Origin of the sequence: Paenibacillus sp. FSL M7-1046, from assembly GCF_038007405.1 — a bacterium.
In the GTDB taxonomy this organism is placed as follows: Bacteria; Bacillota; Bacilli; order Paenibacillales; family Paenibacillaceae; genus Paenibacillus_AQ.
Genome location: NZ_JBBOXB010000001.1, coordinates 1,918,116 through 1,936,721, shown reverse-complemented (window position 1 = coordinate 1,936,721; position 18,606 = coordinate 1,918,116). Strand labels below are relative to the sequence as shown.

Annotated in this window: 18 protein-coding genes; 13 read left to right on the top strand and 5 right to left on the bottom strand. The window is 51.5% G+C overall.

What is annotated here, in order from left to right; translation table 11 throughout:
• Positions 1-59: 59 nt before the first annotated feature.
• The 8 genes from NYE29_RS08320 to NYE29_RS08285 all read left to right on the top strand — a co-directional run bounded on the left by NYE29_RS08320 (position 60) and on the right by NYE29_RS08285 (position 8,532).
• On the top strand, positions 60-755 hold the full coding sequence (locus NYE29_RS08320) for a response regulator transcription factor (RefSeq protein ID WP_076111536.1): 696 nt from the start codon (positions 60-62) through the stop codon (positions 753-755).
• Complete coding sequence (locus tag NYE29_RS08315) at positions 752-2,221, top strand: sensor histidine kinase (protein ID WP_076111538.1); 1,470 nt, start codon at positions 752-754, stop codon at positions 2,219-2,221. The genes NYE29_RS08320 and NYE29_RS08315 overlap by 4 nt, the downstream gene beginning before the upstream one ends.
• 85 nt (positions 2,222-2,306) lie before the next feature.
• Positions 2,307-3,428: a TolB family protein gene (locus NYE29_RS08310; RefSeq protein ID WP_076111540.1), complete on the top strand. Its 1,122-nt coding sequence runs from the start codon at positions 2,307-2,309 to the stop codon at positions 3,426-3,428.
• Between the two features lie 232 nt (positions 3,429-3,660).
• Complete coding sequence (locus tag NYE29_RS08305) at positions 3,661-4,206, top strand: MarR family winged helix-turn-helix transcriptional regulator (protein ID WP_038584966.1); 546 nt, start codon at positions 3,661-3,663, stop codon at positions 4,204-4,206.
• Positions 4,207-4,356: 150 nt separating this feature from the next.
• Positions 4,357-5,811: an aryl-sulfate sulfotransferase gene (locus NYE29_RS08300; protein ID WP_076111542.1), complete on the top strand. Its 1,455-nt coding sequence runs from the start codon at positions 4,357-4,359 to the stop codon at positions 5,809-5,811.
• A gap of 30 nt (positions 5,812-5,841) precedes the next feature.
• Positions 5,842-6,870: an ABC transporter substrate-binding protein gene (locus tag NYE29_RS08295; RefSeq protein ID WP_144024353.1), complete on the top strand. Its 1,029-nt coding sequence runs from the start codon at positions 5,842-5,844 to the stop codon at positions 6,868-6,870.
• A 90-nt stretch (positions 6,871-6,960) separates the two neighbouring features.
• A complete protein-coding gene (locus NYE29_RS08290; protein ID WP_076111545.1) occupies positions 6,961-7,737 on the top strand; it encodes an ABC transporter ATP-binding protein in 777 nt (258 codons plus the stop codon).
• An 18-nt stretch (positions 7,738-7,755) separates the two neighbouring features.
• Complete coding sequence (locus NYE29_RS08285) at positions 7,756-8,532, top strand: ABC transporter permease (protein WP_038598357.1); 777 nt, start codon at positions 7,756-7,758, stop codon at positions 8,530-8,532.
• A gap of 93 nt (positions 8,533-8,625) precedes the next feature.
• Here NYE29_RS08285 and NYE29_RS08280 read toward each other — a convergent pair whose 3' ends face one another.
• The gene (locus tag NYE29_RS08280) at positions 8,626-8,997 is read right to left on the bottom strand and encodes a hypothetical protein (RefSeq protein WP_076111546.1); all 372 of its coding nucleotides are present in this window, start codon (positions 8,995-8,997) and stop codon (positions 8,626-8,628) included.
• A gap of 173 nt (positions 8,998-9,170) precedes the next feature.
• Between NYE29_RS08280 and NYE29_RS08275 the strand changes: the two genes are divergently transcribed.
• Positions 9,171-9,407 (top strand): DUF6953 family protein, encoded by a 237-nt coding sequence (locus NYE29_RS08275; RefSeq protein WP_038584980.1) that lies wholly within the window; start codon positions 9,171-9,173, stop codon positions 9,405-9,407.
• A 125-nt stretch (positions 9,408-9,532) separates the two neighbouring features.
• Here NYE29_RS08275 and NYE29_RS08270 read toward each other — a convergent pair whose 3' ends face one another.
• The 3 genes from NYE29_RS08270 to NYE29_RS08260 are packed head-to-tail and all read right to left on the bottom strand — an operon-like array spanning position 9,533 to position 12,898.
• Positions 9,533-10,615, bottom strand: a complete 1,083-nt coding sequence (locus NYE29_RS08270; protein WP_076111548.1) for a mannose-1-phosphate guanylyltransferase — start codon at positions 10,613-10,615, stop codon at positions 9,533-9,535.
• Positions 10,608-11,714, bottom strand: a complete 1,107-nt coding sequence (locus tag NYE29_RS08265) for a glycosyltransferase (protein WP_076111550.1) — start codon at positions 11,712-11,714, stop codon at positions 10,608-10,610. The genes NYE29_RS08270 and NYE29_RS08265 overlap by 8 nt, the downstream gene beginning before the upstream one ends.
• The gene (locus tag NYE29_RS08260; protein WP_076111552.1) at positions 11,714-12,898 is read right to left on the bottom strand and encodes a glycosyltransferase family 4 protein; all 1,185 of its coding nucleotides are present in this window, start codon (positions 12,896-12,898) and stop codon (positions 11,714-11,716) included. The genes NYE29_RS08265 and NYE29_RS08260 overlap by 1 nt, the downstream gene beginning before the upstream one ends.
• A gap of 190 nt (positions 12,899-13,088) precedes the next feature.
• Between NYE29_RS08260 and NYE29_RS08255 the strand changes: the two genes are divergently transcribed.
• From NYE29_RS08255 to NYE29_RS08245, 3 genes are all read left to right on the top strand, one after another.
• On the top strand, positions 13,089-13,385 hold the full coding sequence (locus NYE29_RS08255) for a helix-turn-helix domain-containing protein (RefSeq protein WP_052091753.1): 297 nt from the start codon (positions 13,089-13,091) through the stop codon (positions 13,383-13,385).
• Positions 13,351-14,295, top strand: a complete 945-nt coding sequence (locus tag NYE29_RS08250) for a DUF1861 family protein (protein WP_076111554.1) — start codon at positions 13,351-13,353, stop codon at positions 14,293-14,295. Before NYE29_RS08255 ends, NYE29_RS08250 begins: the two co-directional genes overlap by 35 nt.
• 84 nt (positions 14,296-14,379) lie before the next feature.
• Entirely contained in the window at positions 14,380-14,967 is a 588-nt protein-coding gene (locus NYE29_RS08245; protein WP_340895329.1) for a 50S ribosomal protein L25, read from the top strand.
• Between the two features lie 99 nt (positions 14,968-15,066).
• Here the strand turns inward: NYE29_RS08245 and NYE29_RS08240 are convergent, their stop codons facing one another.
• On the bottom strand, positions 15,067-17,391 hold the full coding sequence (locus tag NYE29_RS08240) for a UvrD-helicase domain-containing protein (RefSeq protein WP_076111557.1): 2,325 nt from the start codon (positions 17,389-17,391) through the stop codon (positions 15,067-15,069).
• Positions 17,392-17,557: 166 nt separating this feature from the next.
• Between NYE29_RS08240 and NYE29_RS08235 the strand changes: the two genes are divergently transcribed.
• Positions 17,558-18,439 (top strand): helix-turn-helix transcriptional regulator, encoded by an 882-nt coding sequence (locus tag NYE29_RS08235; RefSeq protein ID WP_076111559.1) that lies wholly within the window; start codon positions 17,558-17,560, stop codon positions 18,437-18,439.
• Positions 18,440-18,606: the final 167 nt, after the last annotated feature.

Below are 18,606 nucleotides of genomic sequence, written 5' to 3'. Positions count from 1 at the left end.
TACAATTAGAACAATTGGCCAAGAAATAATTAAACCGGAAGCGGGAAGGTGAACCGAAGATGGCTAAAAAAGTGCTTGTTGTCGATGACGAGCCGGGCATTGTAAGTGCGATTGCCTATGCGCTCCGCCGTGAAGGTTATGAGGTGGACACCGCCGCTGACGGCCAAGAGGCGCTTGATAAGGTGTTGACCTTCCGGCCGAATGCCATGGTGCTGGATGTGATGATGCCGAAGCTGAGCGGATACGATGTATGCCGCAGGCTGGAGAACCGGAAGGACATCGGGATTATTCTGTTAACCGTCAAAAATGATATCGTTGATAAAATCGTCGGCCTGGAGCTGGGCGCGGATGATTATATGACCAAGCCGTTCGAAATCCGTGAGCTGCTGGCCCGTGTCAAGGCGCTCTTGCGCAGGCTGGACAAACAAGGCGGAGAGACTCCGGGCGAGATTATCGAATATGGGGCGCTGCGCGTGTATCCCGGACGGCGAAGCGCCGAGCTTGACGGGCAGCAGCTTGAGCTGACGCCAAAGGAATTTGATCTGCTGCTTCTCCTGCTGTCCCACCCGCAGCGTGTCTATATGCGCGAAGAGCTGCTGGAACAGGTATGGGAAATGGATTATGCCGGAGGTACACGTACGGTGGACATCCACATCCAGCGGCTGCGCAAAAAGCTGGGCGAGCCGTACCAGAATGTGCTGCAAACCGTCTATGGGATCGGCTATAAAGCCATTCCTGCCGGGAGTTACCCATGAGGATCAGCATCAAGCTGAAATTCAGCCTGTTCCTGGCCGTACTGCTCATTCTGGCTGTAAGTGTGCTGAGCTATTTTGTGCTGCAAGGTGTAGCCAGGAACCAGCAGCTGCAGGCTGAAGACTACCTGGACCAGCATGTCAAAACAGTGAATCTGCGGGTGAAGCAGACATATTATACGGGTGCCCGTCTCAAACCGCAGGCATTCATGCAGCAGCGGGGCAGATCGCTGGCTGTTGAGCTGGCCGGGTTCACCGGCCTGGAAGTCACACTTTACGATGCGGTGGGGCAGATCGTTGGCAGCTCGGTCCAAGGTGAGACTGACCCGGCAGGGCAGGATGTCTCCGGTGCGCTGGCCTATGCGTTGCAGAATAAAATCGCCTACCAGAACGCAGCGGATGATAAGCTGCTTTATCTGGCTCCTGTGCAAGGACCGGAGAAGCAGATGGGTGTTGTGCAGCTGCAGTATTCGCTGAAGAGCGCCCAAAGCTTCCAGCAAACCTTACAGAACCTGTTCCTGACGACCGGTGCGGCCGTGCTGGTGCTCAGCTTCATCGTCGGCTATCTATATTTCAACCGCGCCGCTGCGGCGATCGGGCGGCTTAAGAAGGCAGCGGAGTCGATCCGCCGCGCCGAATATATTTCTGCTCCACCGGTAAAGCGGAAGGATGAGCTGGGCGAGCTGGCTGAAGGCATTTACTTCATGAGCCGCGAGATTGAGAGCAGCATCGCCGCAAAGGATGAGGAACAGCGCAAGCTGCAGCTGGCCGTCACCAAGCTGCAGGCGCTGGAGCAGCAGCAGAAGCAGTATATCGGCAATATCAGCCATGAATTCAAGACGCCGCTGACCTCTATAAAAGCTTATGTAGACCTGCTGAATATGTATGACGATGATCCCAAGCTGTTGTTTGATGCCAAGCTCAACATTGCCAAAGAGACTGAGCGGCTGTATGAGATGGTTGAGAAGGTGCTGCAGCTGACGGCGCTGGAGAAATACGATTTCGAGTCACAGGCCGAACTGCTGGAGGTGGCTGAGGGCCTGGAGGATATTTGCGGGCGGATGAACGGCAAGGCGGAGCGCTACGGGCTTACGATTACGCTGGATGCCGAGCCCGCCCATATCTGGATTGATAAGGAGAGCTTTATGCATATCTTTATCAATCTGCTCGACAATGCCATCAAATATAATGTTCCGCAAGGGAGCGTTCATCTTCACAGTGAGGTCCGGGACCAGCGGGTATGGATCACCATCAAGGATTCCGGTATCGGTATTCCTCCCGAGGCCCGCGACAAGATTTTTGAACCCTTCTTCACGGTCAACCGTGACCGTTCCAGAGCCTCAGGCGGGACTGGCCTGGGCCTATCCTTGGTGCGCAATCTGGTGGAGAAGCAGAACGGAACCATTACCCTGCTGGAGACTGAAGGGGAAGGGACGGCATTTGAACTGTCTTTTCCGAGGGTCTCTTAATTTACAATTTGGAAACATCCGGAGGCGCTTTGGAAATACTCTTCCGGTATGCTTGGAGCAACTTAAGCGTGTAGGGGGAACGATCATGGCTGCAAAGATAGGCGGAAAGCCGGGTAAGGCGGCGCTGTTTCTGTTGTGCACGGCAGTACTGTTGTGCACGGCGGCTTGCAATACGGGAGAAACGGAGTCCCGGCAGGTCATAGAGAAATCCGGCCAGAAGATCACCGTTCTGGACAATACCAGCGAATCGGTCTACACGAAGCTGGAGCTGGAGGGCATTGACAAGGTGGAGAATGTCCGTGGAATGGATTTTGTCAGTGAAGACAGCCTTGTTGTGGATAAGGAGAATCGCCAGCTTCCTGCGCAGACGGTTGAGGGCCAGAAACGTTATCCGCATAATCTCTATCTGCATAACCTTTCGACAGAGGATGAGACTCCGCTCCTCGAAGGGGAGAAGAATTACGGTTCGGCCCTGCTGTCTCCCGACAAGAAGCATCTTCTCTACAAAGAGTTGGAGGATTTCACCGGCTTTGGCTACATTATGAATCTGGAGACCGGAGTATCCGTACAGGTGGACGATACGCAGTTCAGGAGCGAAGAAGGGAAATGGATTGATAACGGGCAGATTCTTTTTCCCGATATGGAGGGCAATATCCTTAGAGTCGATCTGAATGGTGATCAAGAAATTGTGGTTAAACCCGGTGCAGCGTATGTTCATGAGGTGGTGCAGTCTGGAAACCTGATCTATTATGTCACAGGTGAAGAGGCGGAGTTGAACGCTTACAATACCGAAACGAAGCAATCCAAGACGCTGAAGAAAAGTGTCATGTGGGTCATTCCTTCACCAGACGGGAGCAGGCTGGCTATTGTAAAACGGACCAAGCCGGGAGAGATGGTCCTGGTTCTCTGCGACACGGAGGGCAATGAGCAGTCAACACTGGCTTCGGCGCAGCAAATATTCGGAACCAGCTGGTCCCCGGATGGCAGCAAGCTGGCTTATGCACTGACTGCCGGAAACGCTGCTTCGGGTCAGGACGGTTTATTTATTACCGAAGTGGAAACGGGCGAACAAACACCGGTTCTGGCTGACATTGAAGTGGCCGACCAGCTGCGCTGGAGCCCTTCCGGCAAGAAGCTGCTCGCTTCTTCCGGCATTCTGAAGGATAATGCTTACCAGTTCATAACTTACGTGATTCGGTTAACTTAAAATGAAGGTACGGGGCATCCTGCGGGATGCTTTTTATTTTCTCTAAATCCACACTTGACAGGTTGGTTTAAAGGGGTTTATGATTACTGCAATAATTCACCAGTCATTAAATGAACAGTGAAATAATTACATGAGCCGATTGGACCGCCAAAGGCTCCCGCATGATCTCCCTATGGGGGGAGTGTGCCGGGAGTCTTTTTTTGTTGGCTGATGGAAGGGAAGTAGGGAGAGCATGACGGAAGAACAATGGGAGCAGCTGGAAGAGGCGGATTATCTGTTCCGCAAAATGGTGCGCAGGTTTGTGAAGGAGCGTGACCGTGTAAGTGTTGCGGGGATTACCTTGCCGGGTATGCTGATTCTGCACAAAATCATCCGCGAGGGTGAGCAGCGGCTTGGCGATCTGGCCGGGCAGCTCGATTTCACCTCCGGTGCGATTACTGCACTAAGCGATAAGCTGGAGGCCGGCGGGTATACAGTGCGCAGGCGCAAGGAAGATGACCGCAGAACCGTATTACTCGATATTACAGCCAAGGGCAGGGAAGTGGCCGAGCGCAACAGCAACATTGGGGCCCGATGTATCACGCTTCTGTTCGAGGGCTTCACGGAGGAGGAGCTTGAGCTGCAGAGCCGCTTTTATGAACGGATCATCAGCAATCTGGAGGGATTCTCGGATACGCTGCTGGAGCTGGCGCAGCAGAATGCCGAGCCCCCCGTTCCTGCCAGCCCTGAACAGAAGCCGCCGAGAACCGCGACAGAGAGCAAATATCTTAGTTACTGAGAAAATAATGTCTATGCTTCCGAAGCGAGTTTGTTCGAAGTGACTCAGGAAGTGTATACACACAAAACTTAAACAAATGCTTCCGAAGCGAGTTTTGTTCGAAGCCGATTCAGGAAGCCAATACACACAAAACTTTAAGGAGAGATGATTATGGGACATTCAACAGTTTATCCAACAGGAGCAACAGTGTACAATCCGGCCAAGGCGTGGAGCGGCTATACGGTATTTCAGGCGGGTGAAGAAGGTGTAGTGCTGATCGACATGAACGGCAAAGAGGTTCATCTGTGGCAGGGGCTGCTCGGCTTTCCGGCCAAAATCCTCCCCGGCGGTTATGTACTAGGCAGCACGGGCCGGAGAGATCCGAAGTTTGGCATTCAGGATAATGTGGATCTGGTGCAGGTCGATTGGGATGGCAATATCGTCTGGAAGTACAACAGCTATGAGCATATTGAAGATCCCGGCTATGAGCCGCTGTGGTATGCCCGCCAGCACCACGATTACCAGCGGGAAGGTAATCCGGTCGGCTATTACGCTCCGGGGCTTGAGCCTAAGGTAAGCAGCGGCAAGACATTAATTCTCGCCCATAAGAACCTGCACAACGACATCATCTCCAACAAAGAGCTCCTGGATGACACCATTCTTGAAGTGGACTGGGAAGGCAAAATTATCTGGGAGTGGAAGGCCAGCGATCACTTTGCTGAACTGGGCTTTGACGAAGCGGCCCGTAATGTCCTGTTCCGCGACCCTAACACGCGTTCCTTCGGTAATCTCGGCGGCGGCGTAGGCGACTGGCTGCATATCAACTCTGCATCGTACGTGGGGCTGAACAAGTTCTATGATAATGGAGACGAACGGTTTCACCCGGATAACGTCATCTGGGATGCCCGGGAAGCGAACATCATCGCGATTACGGACAGGAAAACAGGTGCTATTGTCTGGCGGCTCGGACCGGACTATTCTCTCCCTGAAGTGAAGCATATCGGATGGATTATCGGCCAGCATCACGCTCACATTATTCCAAAAGGGCTGCCGGGTGAAGGCAATCTTCTCGTATTCGACAACGGCGGCTGGGGCGGTTATGGTCTGCCGAATCCGGCATCACCTTTCGGGCAGAAGAATGCGGTGCGCGACCACTCCCGTATCCTGGAGATTGATCCTGTAACGTTAGAGGTCGTATGGCAATACACTTCGGCAGAGGCCGGATTCTCAGTTCCGACGGACTCCTATAAATTTTACAGTCCTTATATCAGCTCGGCCCAGCGGCTAGCCAATGGGAACACGTTGATTACAGAAGGATCGAACGGCAGATTGTTTGAGGTTACTCCGGAGTATGAGCTGGTCTGGGAGTATGTCTCGCCATTTACCGACCGCCGAAACACGAATATGGTCTACCGCTCCTACCGGGTGCCGTATGCATGGGTGCCGCAATTGGAGAAGCCGAAGGAAATTGCGATTGAACCAATAGATGTGACCACCTTCAGAGTGCCTGGTGCAGCGCCGAAGGGCTTGGATTCTGTAGTAAGTGTAGCGACAACCCTGCCGTTTGTAGAAGGAGCTGCTTGTGTAGCTACCGCTGATGAGAGCGCTGTTCAGAGAGCGAGATAGATTAATTCCAAAATGAAGAGGTGTGTTTACTTGAAAAAATCCTGGTATGGTTCTGCTTTTCTGCTCTTATCCTTATCTTTCGTAATTTTTATGTCAGGCTGCAGTTCCAAGGGGGATGCCGCCGCGTCTGAGGGATCATCCGTCAGAAAGGAGAAGACCGTGAAAATCAAGATTGCCGACACGAATTCCAATCCGACCTTCCGTGTAGCTCTAAATAAAGGTTTCTTCAAGAATCATGGAATCGACGCGGAAATTGTCAACTTTGGCACCCCCGCAGAGGGTGTGAATGCTCTTTTCATCAAGCAGGTGGATGTATCCTACGGCGCTGATTTCCCGCTGCTGAACGCTGTTTCCAAAGGCGAATATTCGATCATTGCTTCTGCCGGTCTGGCTACCGATCAGGCTGCGGCGGCGTGGAAGCTGTACGTGAGGGATGAGATCCAGAGTGCCGCCGATCTGAAAGGCAAGAATCTTAGCTTCCTGCGCGGAACCTTCCTACCGTATCTGTGGGATGAATACCTGAAGGAGCAGGGCATCGCGTTAAGTGATGTGAAGCTTACCGGGCAGGGGGCTTTTGACGAAGCCTTTATTGCCCTGAAGCAAGGAGATATTGATGCCACCTGGGTCATCGGTTCAGCATTGGAAGATAAGCTGAATGCCTTAGAAGGTGTGCATCAGTTAACTGACATGTCCAAAACTCCAGTGCGGCTGGGTACAGGAATTGTGGCCGGCAATGAGCTTCTGAAGGCAAAGCCGGATGTGATCGGAGGATTCCTGGCGGCTGTTGCTGAAGCGTCAGCCTATGCCCAGGAGCATCCAGATGAAGTGGCGGATCTCATGTACGAGGAAGTGAAGCAGCCGAGAGAAAATACGCTGAAGGATCTGCCTGTTAACCCATGGGAGGTTGGCTTTACACAGGCTGCCTATGACAGCTTGGCAGGCCAGAAGAAATACATGGTCGAGACGGGTATCATCGCACAGGACTTTGACCTGGACAGCAAGCTGAATCTGGAGCCGCTGAAGAAGGCTTTGCCAGATACAGTAACCTACGGCAAATAACATGCTCTTATGAAGCGGGTTCCGAAGCCAGTTCTGACCAAGGCTGACCGAGGAGCCCTATGCTATACAAAACTTTTAGGAGGTGTCCATATGGCCTTAACTGCCAAGCAGAATACCATTCATATCGAGCAGCTTCGCAAAAGCTACAGCGAGCCTGCAGCCGGAGACGTCCATTACATTATCAAAGATGTGAATCTGGTCATTAAAGGCGGGGAGTTTTTTGTTCTGCTCGGACCGAGCGGCTGCGGGAAATCGACGCTGCTGAATATAATTGCCGGGTTTGTCTCCAAATCCGGAGGGAACCTCAGAGTGGATAATGTTGAAGTGGATAGACCCGGCCGGGACCGCGCAGTTGTATTCCAGCAGGCAGACTCCTCCTTGTTCCCGTGGCTGACGGTGCGTGAGAATGTGGAATTTGGGCTGCGGATGAAAAAGACACCGAAGCCGGAGCGGCGCACAATTTCGGACCGCTATATCGGGCTTGTCGGATTGATGGGTCATGAGGAGAAGTATCCCAAAGAGCTCTCGGGCGGCATGAAGCAGCGGGTGCAACTGGCACGTGTGCTTGCGAACGATCCTGCCATCCTGCTGATGGATGAGCCGTTCGGTGCGCTGGATGCGATGACCCGGCGGACGATGCAGAAGGAACTGGTCAATATTTGGCGTGAGACGCACAAGACCATTATTTTCGTCACCCATGATATTCAGGAGGCGCTGCTGCTCGGTGAACGGATCGGCATTATGTCCGTAGGTCCATCCTCCAATATTACGGATATTTACGACAACACGCTCTCCTATCCGCGAGATGTGGCATCACCGGAGTTCTACTCGCTGTACAACCAAATTCAAGGCCATTTCGAAGAATAGGATAGGGTGTGAAGCATGATGAAATGGATAGAGAAAAAATGGGTCTCCGTCACTTTGCTGTGGTTGGCCGCACTGGCGATCTGGCAATTGGGTGCAGTGCTCTATGGACCTGATGTGATCCCCGGACCGTGGGCTACACTTAAAGGCGGGCGGGAGCTGATTAGTGACGGTACCTTGATGAAATATATCGGCATCAGCTTCTACCGGGTGCTGGTCGGCTGGGTGCTGGGCAGTCTGATTGCCATCCCTGTAGGACTTGTAATCGGCAAAGTCCATGTAATCCGTATTTTTGCGGAGCCGTTTCTGAATTTTATCCGTTTTATTCCGCCGATCGCCTTCATTACGCTGTTTCTGGTCTGGTTCGGCATCGGAGAGCAATCGAAGATTGCGCTGATCATGTACGCGACATTTTTTATTGTGGTGTTGAATACGCTGACCGGGGTGGTGTCTGTGGAAGAGGATAAAATCCGTTCGGCACGCAGCATGGGCGCAAGTGAATGGCAAATCCTGCTACATGTTATCGTTCCGGCTACGACCCCGTATATTTTTACCGGCGTGCGTCTGGCGATGGGAACCTCCTACATGGCGATTATCGGTGCTGAAATGATCGCTTCGAACGAAGGCGTAGGCTATCTGATCTGGAATTCGCGGCTGTTTTTCCGCACGGACTGGATTTTTGTTGGGCTGTTCTGCCTTGGGTTTATGGGATTTTTCACCGACCGGTTGTTCAACTGGTTCGGGCGTAAGGTGCTGTATCGCTACGGTGTGGTCAGCGTGGCAGTGCGGAAGCGGTAGCGGTAGCTATTTCCTTCATATTGAATCGTCAAACAACCGCCCGGTTCTCCGGGCGGTTGTTTGATCTTCTATAGTAATGACGAATAGGCGGGGTTACGGGCGGTCAGCCGTTCTTTGGCTCCATATGGAATGGGCCGACAGGACAATAAATGAAGCATACAGGCTGAGCAGGAACCACTCATGAAAATGATAGGCAGGCAATGCAGTCAACAGCAGCCCCACAATATTAAACAGAACAAGCCGCATGACTAAGGATTTGCAGAAAAGGGACAATGCGAAGTTTATTACACTCACGATCAGATTATAAAAATATATAAACAGAAAAATACCGAGAAAATTAAACCCCCAGGAGAACCCCAGCGGGGACTCATCGTTAACTGTCGATACTATACCTGCAAAAACCGCACTAATCCCAAGTGAAAAATATACCGTGTTCAGAAATAGCTCTTTGTATGCTCTGTTCATCTTTGTTCCTCCGGATGATCGGAATCTTACTTTCTGTAAATACTGACGCAGTGAAGTGATATAAGTTTCATCTGAACACTTACACCCGATCCGGACATTTCCAGGATTCGGCGCTGTTTATGCTATAATGGGGGAACATTGAAATTGAGGATGATCGAAAGGGGCAACACCTGATGGAAGTTACTGCGCAAGAGGTTGCGGAGTGGATGGTCAAGGAGATCCAATTTACCGGAACCTTGTACCAGACTGCTGCGATAGAATATGTGAAGGCGAATTTTGGCGAGCAATTTGTATTTGTGAACGAGAACGGAAATGCTTCGCTGTCCAAGGATGTGAAGAAGGCTTTCCGCAAGCTGCATGCCGGAAGGATTGCCTGGGACCGTGACGGCTTCCTGTGGGCGTGGACCTAATTGCGGGAACCCCGAACATATATAAATGAATTCGTGAAAAAGTGACCGTTGCTCTAATAGCAACGGTCACTTTTTTTGAAATAAACAAGCCGGAAACCACAGCCAATCTTACATTTTTGCGGAATTTAGATATATGCAGTCATGCCCTTTTCCTTGAGCAGATCGACGATGTCCTTAACGGATTGTGCTTTGTCCTTGGGGCAGATGAGGACTGCATCCCCGGTATCGGCAATGATAAATCCGTCTACACCTATCGTGGTAATCAGCCGCCCGTTTCCGTAAATGATCGAATTGCGGGTATCAATGCCTATATGGTTGGCTTTAATAATGTTGCCGGACTCATCCGGAGGGAAGATGGCGCCGAGCGCATCCCAACTGCCGATATCATTCCATCCGAATTGGCCGGATAGGACAACGACCTCGTCAGAACGCTCCAGGATTCCGTAATCAATCGAAATATTTTGAAGCAGAGGATAAATGCGGTTAATCGTCTCCGCTTCCTGATCTGTGCCAAGCGCCTCGCTGATCGGCAGCATAGTGTTGTACAGCCGGGGCAGGTAACGTTTGAAATTATCAAGGATTACGGATGTCTTCCAGATGAAAATCCCGCTGTTCCATAAATAATTGCCTGACGCGAGATAACCCTGGGCTTTCTGGAAGTTAGGCTTCTCCACAAATTCAGCCACATCATAGACCGCTACCGGACTTGCTGAGATAGGTTCTTTGTCATAGGCGATGTAACCATAGCCAGTAGAAGGAAAGGTGGGCTTGATACCGATCGTGACAATCCGTTCACTTTCCATGGCTACCGTACAGGCTTCATCCAGCGTAAGCCGGAACTGCGGTTCATCAGTGATATAGTGATCGGAGGGCAGGACGACCATCAAGGAATCCTCTTGGGCCATATGCTGTATAGAGAACGCAGCGAACAGGATACTGGCGGAGGTATTGCGGGCCACGGGTTCAATCAGAATATTGCTCTTCTGCACGCTGCTGTGCATAATGCTCTCCAGCAGCACGGCCTGGGTGCGGTTTGTCACGATGACGGTGTTCTCCTGGGGAATAATGCCCTTGAAGCGTTCAATCGTATCGTTGAGCATGATGTCATTGCCGCTGATATTGAGCAGCTGCTTGGGAATTTCCTGTCTGGACAGCGGCCAGAAACGGGTGCCCCCTCCGCCGGCAAGGATGGTTGCGTATTTATCCATGATGGGTCACCAGGTGGGCGATCGAGAAGGAAATGATGCTTTCCGAGCCTTGATTCAGATTCAGCCCGCTGCTATGAATACCGTCATAGCAAGCCCCGGATTGAGGATCAATCAGCGGCAGATTTAAGGAATTATGCCCTGTGTACCATGAATAGCATAAGTCGGCCTGCTGCAGATAAGACGGGTCCTGAAGCACGGAGGCAGCTTCCCGGCAGGTCAGCAGCATTTCGCAGGCTTCAATTGGCTGCTCGTCGTAGAGAGCCGGCTCCCCGCCGCGCAGCAGCCAGCCGTGGCTGCCGATGGGCTTGTAATAGCCCTCCCGGGCAAAAGTCCGCGAAGCAAGGAAATCAAGGCTTTCTTTGGCTGTATGCTTAAGCGCAGCATTTCCGGAAAGCTTGAAAGCCCTCAGCAGCGCCCAGGGAAGCATGGAATTTCCGTACGTTAGGCTGTCTTCGTACCAGTTCCAGCCGTCTCCCTTGGTGTGGTTATACTGATTATGCAGCCGGACAGCGATGCGCTCAATCAGGCCGGTGATGAAGTCTTTGGACAGAAATGCCTTTTCCTCTGCCGTACTTGGCGTATGGGGATAGGGAAAGGAGTAGGTTAACGCGCCGGGCGTTTTGATCAGATAACTGAGGCCTACGACGGCATAAGCTACGGCACGGGGCGAACCAAGCTTTTCTATATGCGGCAGCGCCTGATTGATCAGATAACGGCAGGTATTCAGCAGGTTGTCTGGCAGGATCGACGAGTAGGAGAGTGCGAAGCCAAGTGCCCAAAGCGTACGCCCCTGGCAATCCTCGGAGCCGTTGTCCTCGAGAAATGAACGGCTATAATCCATGAAGTTCCGGAAGTTGCCCTGCTCATTTTGTGCGTGATGTATGAAGGAGAGATACGTGTGGATCAGGTCGAGCGAGACGGAATCCTGGTCCTTCTTATACAACAGAACCGCTGCAATTAAAGCCCGGGCGTTGTCATCGGTCGTGTAGCCCTTCGAACGGTCGGGGACGCCAAACTTGGTATGCTGGAAAATCCCCGTATCATCGGTTATTCTGTGCATGTAGTCCGCCTTGAACGTTACAGCAACGGAGGTTTGCATCAAATCACACTCCGGTCTGCCAGTTTCGATTGTGAGATTTTTTCCTGGAAAATCGCAGCGTAGGATTTAGCAACTTCATTCCACATCATCGTTTGGCCCAGCTCACGGGTCCGTTTTTCCATGGCCTCCACTTTGGCCGGATCATCCAGCAGTTCCAGGATGCAGTCTTCCAGCGAAGCTGAATCACGGAATTTTGCCAGCAGGCCTCTGCCTTCAGCAAGCATCTCTTCGGCATAGCGGTAAGGGGTGGAAACAATTACTCTTCCATAGCCGACGCCATAGGCAAGTGTGCCGCTTACGGCTTGATCCTTGCCGAGATAGGGGGTCAAGTAGATATCGGACATCACCAGCGACTCAATAACTTCTTCCTGGGTCAACAGCTTATCGACAAAGAGTACATTATCGGACAGACCGAATTCGCTTACGAGGTCCGTCAGTTTTTGCCGGTACACTTCACCTGTTTCCAGCTTGACCACCGGATGGGTTTTCCCCCAGATGATATATAGCGCATCCGGATGCCGCTTCACCACTCCGCGCATGGCCTGAATAGCATATTCAATCCCCTTACCGGGACTTAAAAAGCCGAAGGTGGAGAGGATTTTACGTTCTCCGAAACCATACTGCACTTTTAGCTCCGCTCTAGGAGCTGTTTTTACATAAGGCACACCGTGATGGATACAGGCGATCTTCGAATCCTCGATATTATAGATGGAGGTCAGATCGTGTAGGGTGGATTGGGCCATCGTTACTACCTTGACACTTCCCTTTGCAATCCGGCTGATAATAAGGTGCTGCTTGGCTGTAGGTTCTCTTAATACGGTATGAAAAATAGCTACATACGGCAATTCGAGCCTTTCGATCAATGACAGCAGATATTCTCCGCTTTCCCCGCCGTAGATGCCGAATTCATGCTGGATAACGAGCAAATGGGCGTCTGATTTGTTAAGCTCATCGGCGGCCTCTATATAGTCAGACAACTTATCTTGGTTAATTTCCCTCATAACCTGGTCGCTGTACTGGTATGTTTCATTGTTGTTCATGGCGATGACCCGAGGCGTATTGAAGCCCTGTAGCCCGGTAAATTGATCTAATAAATCCTGGGTAAACGTAGCAATTCCGCATTCTCTAGGCAGGCTTGTAGATAGGAAAACAATGTTTCGGTTGTTGCTGTCATGATTCAACATAAAGAGCCTCCTAAAATTTTATGAATAAAAAAAAGAAAATAAAGAGTTCTTTATTTTCTAAAATGGGAATTGGTATAAAATTTGTCTTCTTCAATTTATTTCCTGCCCACACTATAACATGACCATTTTTTCTTGTCAATTTATTGACTCTCCTCTGTTCTGCAGATATAGTGATGTAGGAGGTGAAGGAATGCCGGTTATACGCAGTAAACTAAGTGAGGTTATGGAGAAACATGACCCCAAATTATCCATCCGCAAGCTTGCTAAAGAGATTAACTACCATTTCGATTCCGTCCGGCGGATGTACAAAGACGAGATGGTGCAGTATCCCCGGGATCTGCTGCTGAAGCTCTGTACCTATTTCAATATCCAGCCCGGTGAATTGATCCGGATGGAAGCGGATGAGAACGATTGGGCGATAGATAAAGCAAATGAATATGAGGAGGAAGGCAATGACAAGGAGACCGTTCAAGACGGCAACCTGTAACGAACTGCTGGACACCTTTTATGCAAGGCTCCGTCATGTGAGCGTGGAGAAACTGGTTTTTTCCGGTGTTGGGAAACGAGATGTATACAATATAACAGCCCCGTTTGTACATGACGGGGAGGAAGTGATTCTGGGAAGAGTTGAGGAACGGGACAGTGAGTTCTCTCAAGTCTTCTTTTTTACACTCCGCGATAGCGTCTGGATACCCCGTGCGCATACACATACCTATAATCTGCAGGACCCCTGTGTAACCCGCATCAAGGGAGAGCTGATTGTGGGCGGGGTTGAAGTGATTACTGCAGGGGATGACCCGCAGAAAATCGTCTCGTGGGTTACGCAGTTCTACCGAGGGTACCGTATTGATTCCATGCGCCACTTCTCGTCCGGGCCGGCAATGATGAAGGATATCCGGCTGATAGAGCTTCAGGATGGCCGGATCGGTGTATTCACTCGGCCGCAAGGAGAGAAGGGCGGAAGAGGGATGATCGGCTTCACGATTATCGATTCGCTGGAGGAATTGAATGAGCAGACCTTTCTGGAAGCTGAAATATTCCAAGATCAGTTTGTTCGCGAGGAGTGGGGCGGGGCGAATGAAGCGCATTTATTGAAGAACGGTCATGTAGGCGTTCTGGGACATATGGCCTGTTTTGACCGCTTAGGAAAAAAGCATTACTACTCCATGGTTTTCTCGCTTAATCCCGGCACGTTTGAAACTACACCAGTCAAAATTATTGCTGCCAGGAGTGATTTTCCAATCGGTCCCGGCAAACGCCCGGATCTTCAGGACGTCATCTTTAGCGGCGGACTGGTACGGGGTGAGCAGGGCCGGGCGGTATTGTCAGTGGGCGTCAGCGATGCCGAAGCATACAGAATTGAACTTCCCGACCCTTTTTTGGAGTATGAGCAATAAACGGGTGAGAATTGACTAGATTCTATGGTCGTGTTATGCTTCTAATGACAAGAATTTATGGTCGAAGAGAGCGGGAAAACAAAAATGAGTAAATTTATTCTATTGAACAATCGTACGGAAGAAACACAGTCCAACTTGAACGTCGCAAGAAAGCAAGGACGGATCCCGGCTGTGCTGTATGGTATTGGTAAAGATACTCTAAGCCTTGAAGTGGGAGAGAAAGAGCTGTTGAACGTGATTAGAACCAATCCGCGGGCAATCCTGCAAGGGAAATTGTCCGACGATACGGTGGTTCCGGTAGTTGTTCAACATATCCAGAAGGATTCCATCTCAGGAAAAGTGCAGCACATCGATTTTCAGCATGTGAATATGTCGATCAGCATGGACAGCAAGGTAACGATCCATTTTGCAGGTGAAGCTGCTGGTGTCAAAGCTGGCGGTGTACTTCAGGTAGAAATCTATGAAGTAGAAGTTCGCTGCATGCCGGGCGATCTGCCTTCTACCATGGAAGTAGATATCAGCGGTCTGGAAATTGGCGACCAGTTGGCTGTCTCCGATCTGATCTTCCAGAAGGGCATTGAGGTGCTGACGGATCCGAGCACAGTAATGATTCAGATCAAAACAGTACATGAAGAAGTTGAAGAACCGGCGGAGACTCCGGCTCAAGTATAAGAAGACATTAATAGCCCCTTCCGGCAGCAGTGCAGGGAACTCATGATTTCATGATTCCAGCCAAAGCTGTCTGAAGGGGCTTTTTTTGCGAAATATCTGTTATACGGGAACTACCCGTGTGCTTTGTTCCATAGGGGAGCTGCAGAGCGGGCAAGGCTTGGAGGATAAGTGATCCTCGGCTCCGCCGGCTTTCATCCGGGTCCAGCCCGGGCAATTTGCACCGGTGCATTTCCAGACGGCAACGGTATGGGTTCTTGCCGCTGACGTTCTGGTGGAGTTGTGCTCTGTTCTGGTATACCCGCTTCTTAGTCCCGATACAGCAGGCGCAGGAGAAGCTACGGCAGAGCGGAAGGCGGACAGCATGAAGCGGGAGACCTCGGCTTTTTTGCCCCGATGTCTTGCCGGCGAGCTGATGAACAACTCTTCCCGGGCTCTCGTGACAGCAACATAGGCCAGTCTGCGTTCTTCTTCCAGCGCCGCAATGCCGGACTCCGGGCCGGTCTTCAGGGGACTGCCTACTGTCGATTTTGCTGTCTTCCGGTCCTTCAGCCGGTCACCTTCCAGCGCGGAACTGTGGGGAAGAATCCCCTCAGAGGCTCCGATCAGGAAGACTACCGGGAATTCCAGCCCTTTGGATTTGTGGATGGTCATGAGTGCAATCCGGTTACCTTGCTCTTTCAGGCCGGTCTGGCGGCTCAGCTCATTCCGTTCGGTAATATTATCGATAAAATCAAGGAAGACGGTGATGTTATCGAACCGTTCCGCCGAGGTTTCCAGCTCGTCCAGCATTTCCTTTAGCGTTTCCCGGTGCAGTGTAGCCTGATGACGCTCATTGGCTTCAATGAAGTAATCATAGAAGTTGATGCGGATCTGGCGGATAGCCTGTACTGGAGTTACGCTGCCCAGCCCCCGGATCAGCTCCAGCCGTTCCCGCAGCTTAGTCCCTTTGAAATCCTCCATACCGGGCATCGACAGCAGATGGATCAGCGGCCCCTGCTTGGGCTGGATGGCCTCCATCCGGCGGATATGGTCCATGCCCTTTTCGCGGTTCATGTAGAGGGTCGGCAGAATATTCTCCATCGCAGCAAAGTTCCGGCGGTTCACGGACAGCCGCAGGTGGTCCAGCACGGGGGAAATCAGCCAATGCTCGTAGAGCAGCCGGCCTTCGCCGTAATCAATGTAGGGAATATCGCGCAGCAGCAGCAGCTCCAGAATCGCCCGGTTGCTGCTCGACGCCCGGTACAGCAGTGCAAAATCGCGGTATTCCCGGGAATGGCCGTCAACCTGGCTTACAATATGCTCTACAATTTGCTCGGCTTCCTCGTCCGCCGTCTGCGGGCGCAGGTACCGTGGCGGGCTGCCGCCATTTTTGGCCGCTTGCAGCGTTTTGGAGCGCCGCCGCGTATTATGCCGGATGATTCCGTTGCCCAGCCCGACAATCGCCGGACCGGAACGGTAATTGATATCCAGCGTAATAACCTTTGCGCCCGGATAAAGCTTCTCGAATTCAAGAATGAACTCGCTGCGCGCTCCGTTAAAGGAGTATATCGTCTGGTCATCATCCCCGACGACCATCAGATTATGCTGCGGATGGGCGATCATTTTGACGAGTTCATATTGCAGCGCATTCGTATCCTGAAACTCATCAACCATTACATATTGAAATTTATTCTGCAATTCCTGCAGTAGCGCCGGCTGCTCCCTCAGCATCCTGTAGGCAATCAGCAGCACATCGTCGAAATCAATTTTGTGATTATCCCGTTTCCACTGTTCATACAGGGCCAGGACGGCCTTCATTTCCTGCTCGGCGGTTGTAGTTTCCGGCAGATTCTCCGGCTCACCCATATTCATCTTGCAGGAAGAGAGCAGGGCAAGCAGGGTTTCCGGCGGATAAGCATCCTTTGGCAGCCCCAGCTCGCGCATGATCTGCTTCAGCAAAATGTGCTGGCGGCGTGTCTCATGGAAGATGTCCTGCCGCAGGCCCTGACGCCTCAGGAAATAGAGGAAAAAGGAGTGGAACGTGCGGGCCTGCAGGCGCGCTGCGTCGTTTTCGCTCACGCCCGGCAGCACTGCAATGCGTTCGCGCATTTCCGCTGCCGCCTTGCTGGAGAAGGTCAACAGCAGCAGGCGGCTGGGGGATATGCCGCGCACCGACAGCAAATAACCGGTTCTGCAGATCAGAACCGAGGTTTTGCCGGAGCCTGCCCCCGCCAGTGTCAGCAGCGGACCCTGGTAATGCCGCACTGCGGCGATCTGCGGCTGATTCAGCAGAATTCCGCCTTCCTCCAGCAAACGGAAATAAGCCGCATCGCCGTCCTCCGGCTTCACCATCTCGCGGCTGGTCCGGGCTGAGGCGATTGCCGCCTGGGGAATCCGTTCGCCGGTAGCGCCCAGCGGTATATTATGAAATAAAAGCTTGTTCATTAGATTCACCTTCGTTTGTTTACAATGCGGGTTTGGTTTAATTTTTAGCCAGTTTACACTATACCACTGTATTTCCCTTTCTGTATAGAACAGCCGATTTATGAGATAAAAGATCAAATATCCGTTTGGCCGCTATGTTATTTTTGGAACAGAGGAGGGAACACCAATGAGCGATAAAATGCACTTCAAAACGGTGAGAAGCTCACTGGACTATATAGAGAGGAACCTCACAGAGCGGATTACCCTAAGGGAAGTATCGGTGCACAGCAAATTTTCTACCCACCATTTCTACCGGATTTTCTATGCAGTAGTAGGGCAAACCTTAGCAGATTACGTAAGGCGGAGAAGACTTGCGAAAGCGGCAGGTGAACTGATCTACAGCAATAAGCGTATTCTCGATATCGCCTTGGAGTACCATTTTCAGTCTCAGGAGGCCTTCTCACGCGCTTTCAAAAAAGCATACCGGCTCACCCCCGGACAATACCGGACCTATTCGAGAGAACTTAATAAAGGAGAGATCAGGATGAGTACAGAAAAGGCATTGCAGGGCTGGACCATAACCGGCATGAACGGCGGCGGCTATGATGTTAAGGTGGACAAGTCGGAAGTGCATATGGGCAAGGCATCGGCGTTGCTGCAATCCGGTAATGCAAGCGAAAACGGATTTGTTACACTCATGCAAATATTCAGCTCGGAAGCCTACCGCGGGCAGAGGTTGAAGCTGTCTGCTTTTGTCAAAGCAGGGGATATCTTCGGATGGGCCGGCTTATGGATGAGAGTTGATGCCGCGAACGGGGAAATGCTGAAATTTGATAATATGGCCCATAGGCCAATTAAAGGTTCCAGAGAATGGAATCAATACAACGTCATTCTGGATATTCCGCAGGACAGCCATGCGATAGCTTTCGGGGTCCTGCTGAACGGCTCCGGCAAGGCCTGGGTCGATCAGTTCCGCTTCGAAGTCGTAGATGCCAAGACGCCCACGACAGATGAAGGCGGGGAAGATACCCTGCCGCTTGCGCCGGTCAATCTCGATTTTGAACAATAATAGGTTTCTGCAGCCCCTGCCCATGCGAAGTGAAGTATCCTGGGAAAGGGGTTTTGCTGCGCTTATTATAATTTCCCTATATAGTTTGAACTTAAGATCTTTCTATTTTGGGTTATTATCGTAACTGCGGTGAATGTTTGGACTTCCGGCCGCTGTTGTCTGCAGAT

Excerpts from the sequence above, each read along its gene's own strand:
- NYE29_RS08270 (WP_076111548.1), bottom strand. The coding sequence starts at position 10,615 with ATGGATAAATACGCAACCATCCTTGCCGGCGGAGGGGGCACCCGTTTC.
- NYE29_RS08315 (WP_076111538.1), top strand. The coding sequence starts at position 752 with ATGAGGATCAGCATCAAGCTGAAATTCAGCCTGTTCCTGGCCGTACTG.
- NYE29_RS08320 (WP_076111536.1), top strand. The coding sequence starts at position 60 with ATGGCTAAAAAAGTGCTTGTTGTCGATGACGAGCCGGGCATTGTAAGT.
- NYE29_RS08300 (WP_076111542.1), top strand. The coding sequence starts at position 4,357 with ATGGGACATTCAACAGTTTATCCAACAGGAGCAACAGTGTACAATCCG.
- NYE29_RS08260 (WP_076111552.1), bottom strand. The coding sequence starts at position 12,898 with ATGTTGAATCATGACAGCAACAACCGAAACATTGTTTTCCTATCTACA.
- NYE29_RS08255 (WP_052091753.1), top strand. The coding sequence starts at position 13,089 with ATGCCGGTTATACGCAGTAAACTAAGTGAGGTTATGGAGAAACATGAC.
- NYE29_RS08265 (WP_076111550.1), bottom strand. The coding sequence starts at position 11,714 with ATGCAAACCTCCGTTGCTGTAACGTTCAAGGCGGACTACATGCACAGA.
- NYE29_RS08280 (WP_076111546.1), bottom strand. The coding sequence starts at position 8,997 with ATGAACAGAGCATACAAAGAGCTATTTCTGAACACGGTATATTTTTCA.
- NYE29_RS08305 (WP_038584966.1), top strand. The coding sequence starts at position 3,661 with ATGACGGAAGAACAATGGGAGCAGCTGGAAGAGGCGGATTATCTGTTC.
- NYE29_RS08290 (WP_076111545.1), top strand. The coding sequence starts at position 6,961 with ATGGCCTTAACTGCCAAGCAGAATACCATTCATATCGAGCAGCTTCGC.
- NYE29_RS08250 (WP_076111554.1), top strand. The coding sequence starts at position 13,351 with ATGACAAGGAGACCGTTCAAGACGGCAACCTGTAACGAACTGCTGGAC.
- NYE29_RS08310 (WP_076111540.1), top strand. The coding sequence starts at position 2,307 with ATGGCTGCAAAGATAGGCGGAAAGCCGGGTAAGGCGGCGCTGTTTCTG.
- NYE29_RS08240 (WP_076111557.1), bottom strand. The coding sequence starts at position 17,391 with ATGAACAAGCTTTTATTTCATAATATACCGCTGGGCGCTACCGGCGAA.
- NYE29_RS08275 (WP_038584980.1), top strand. The coding sequence starts at position 9,171 with ATGGAAGTTACTGCGCAAGAGGTTGCGGAGTGGATGGTCAAGGAGATC.
- NYE29_RS08235 (WP_076111559.1), top strand. The coding sequence starts at position 17,558 with ATGAGCGATAAAATGCACTTCAAAACGGTGAGAAGCTCACTGGACTAT.
- NYE29_RS08285 (WP_038598357.1), top strand. The coding sequence starts at position 7,756 with ATGAAATGGATAGAGAAAAAATGGGTCTCCGTCACTTTGCTGTGGTTG.
- NYE29_RS08245 (WP_340895329.1), top strand. The coding sequence starts at position 14,380 with ATGAGTAAATTTATTCTATTGAACAATCGTACGGAAGAAACACAGTCC.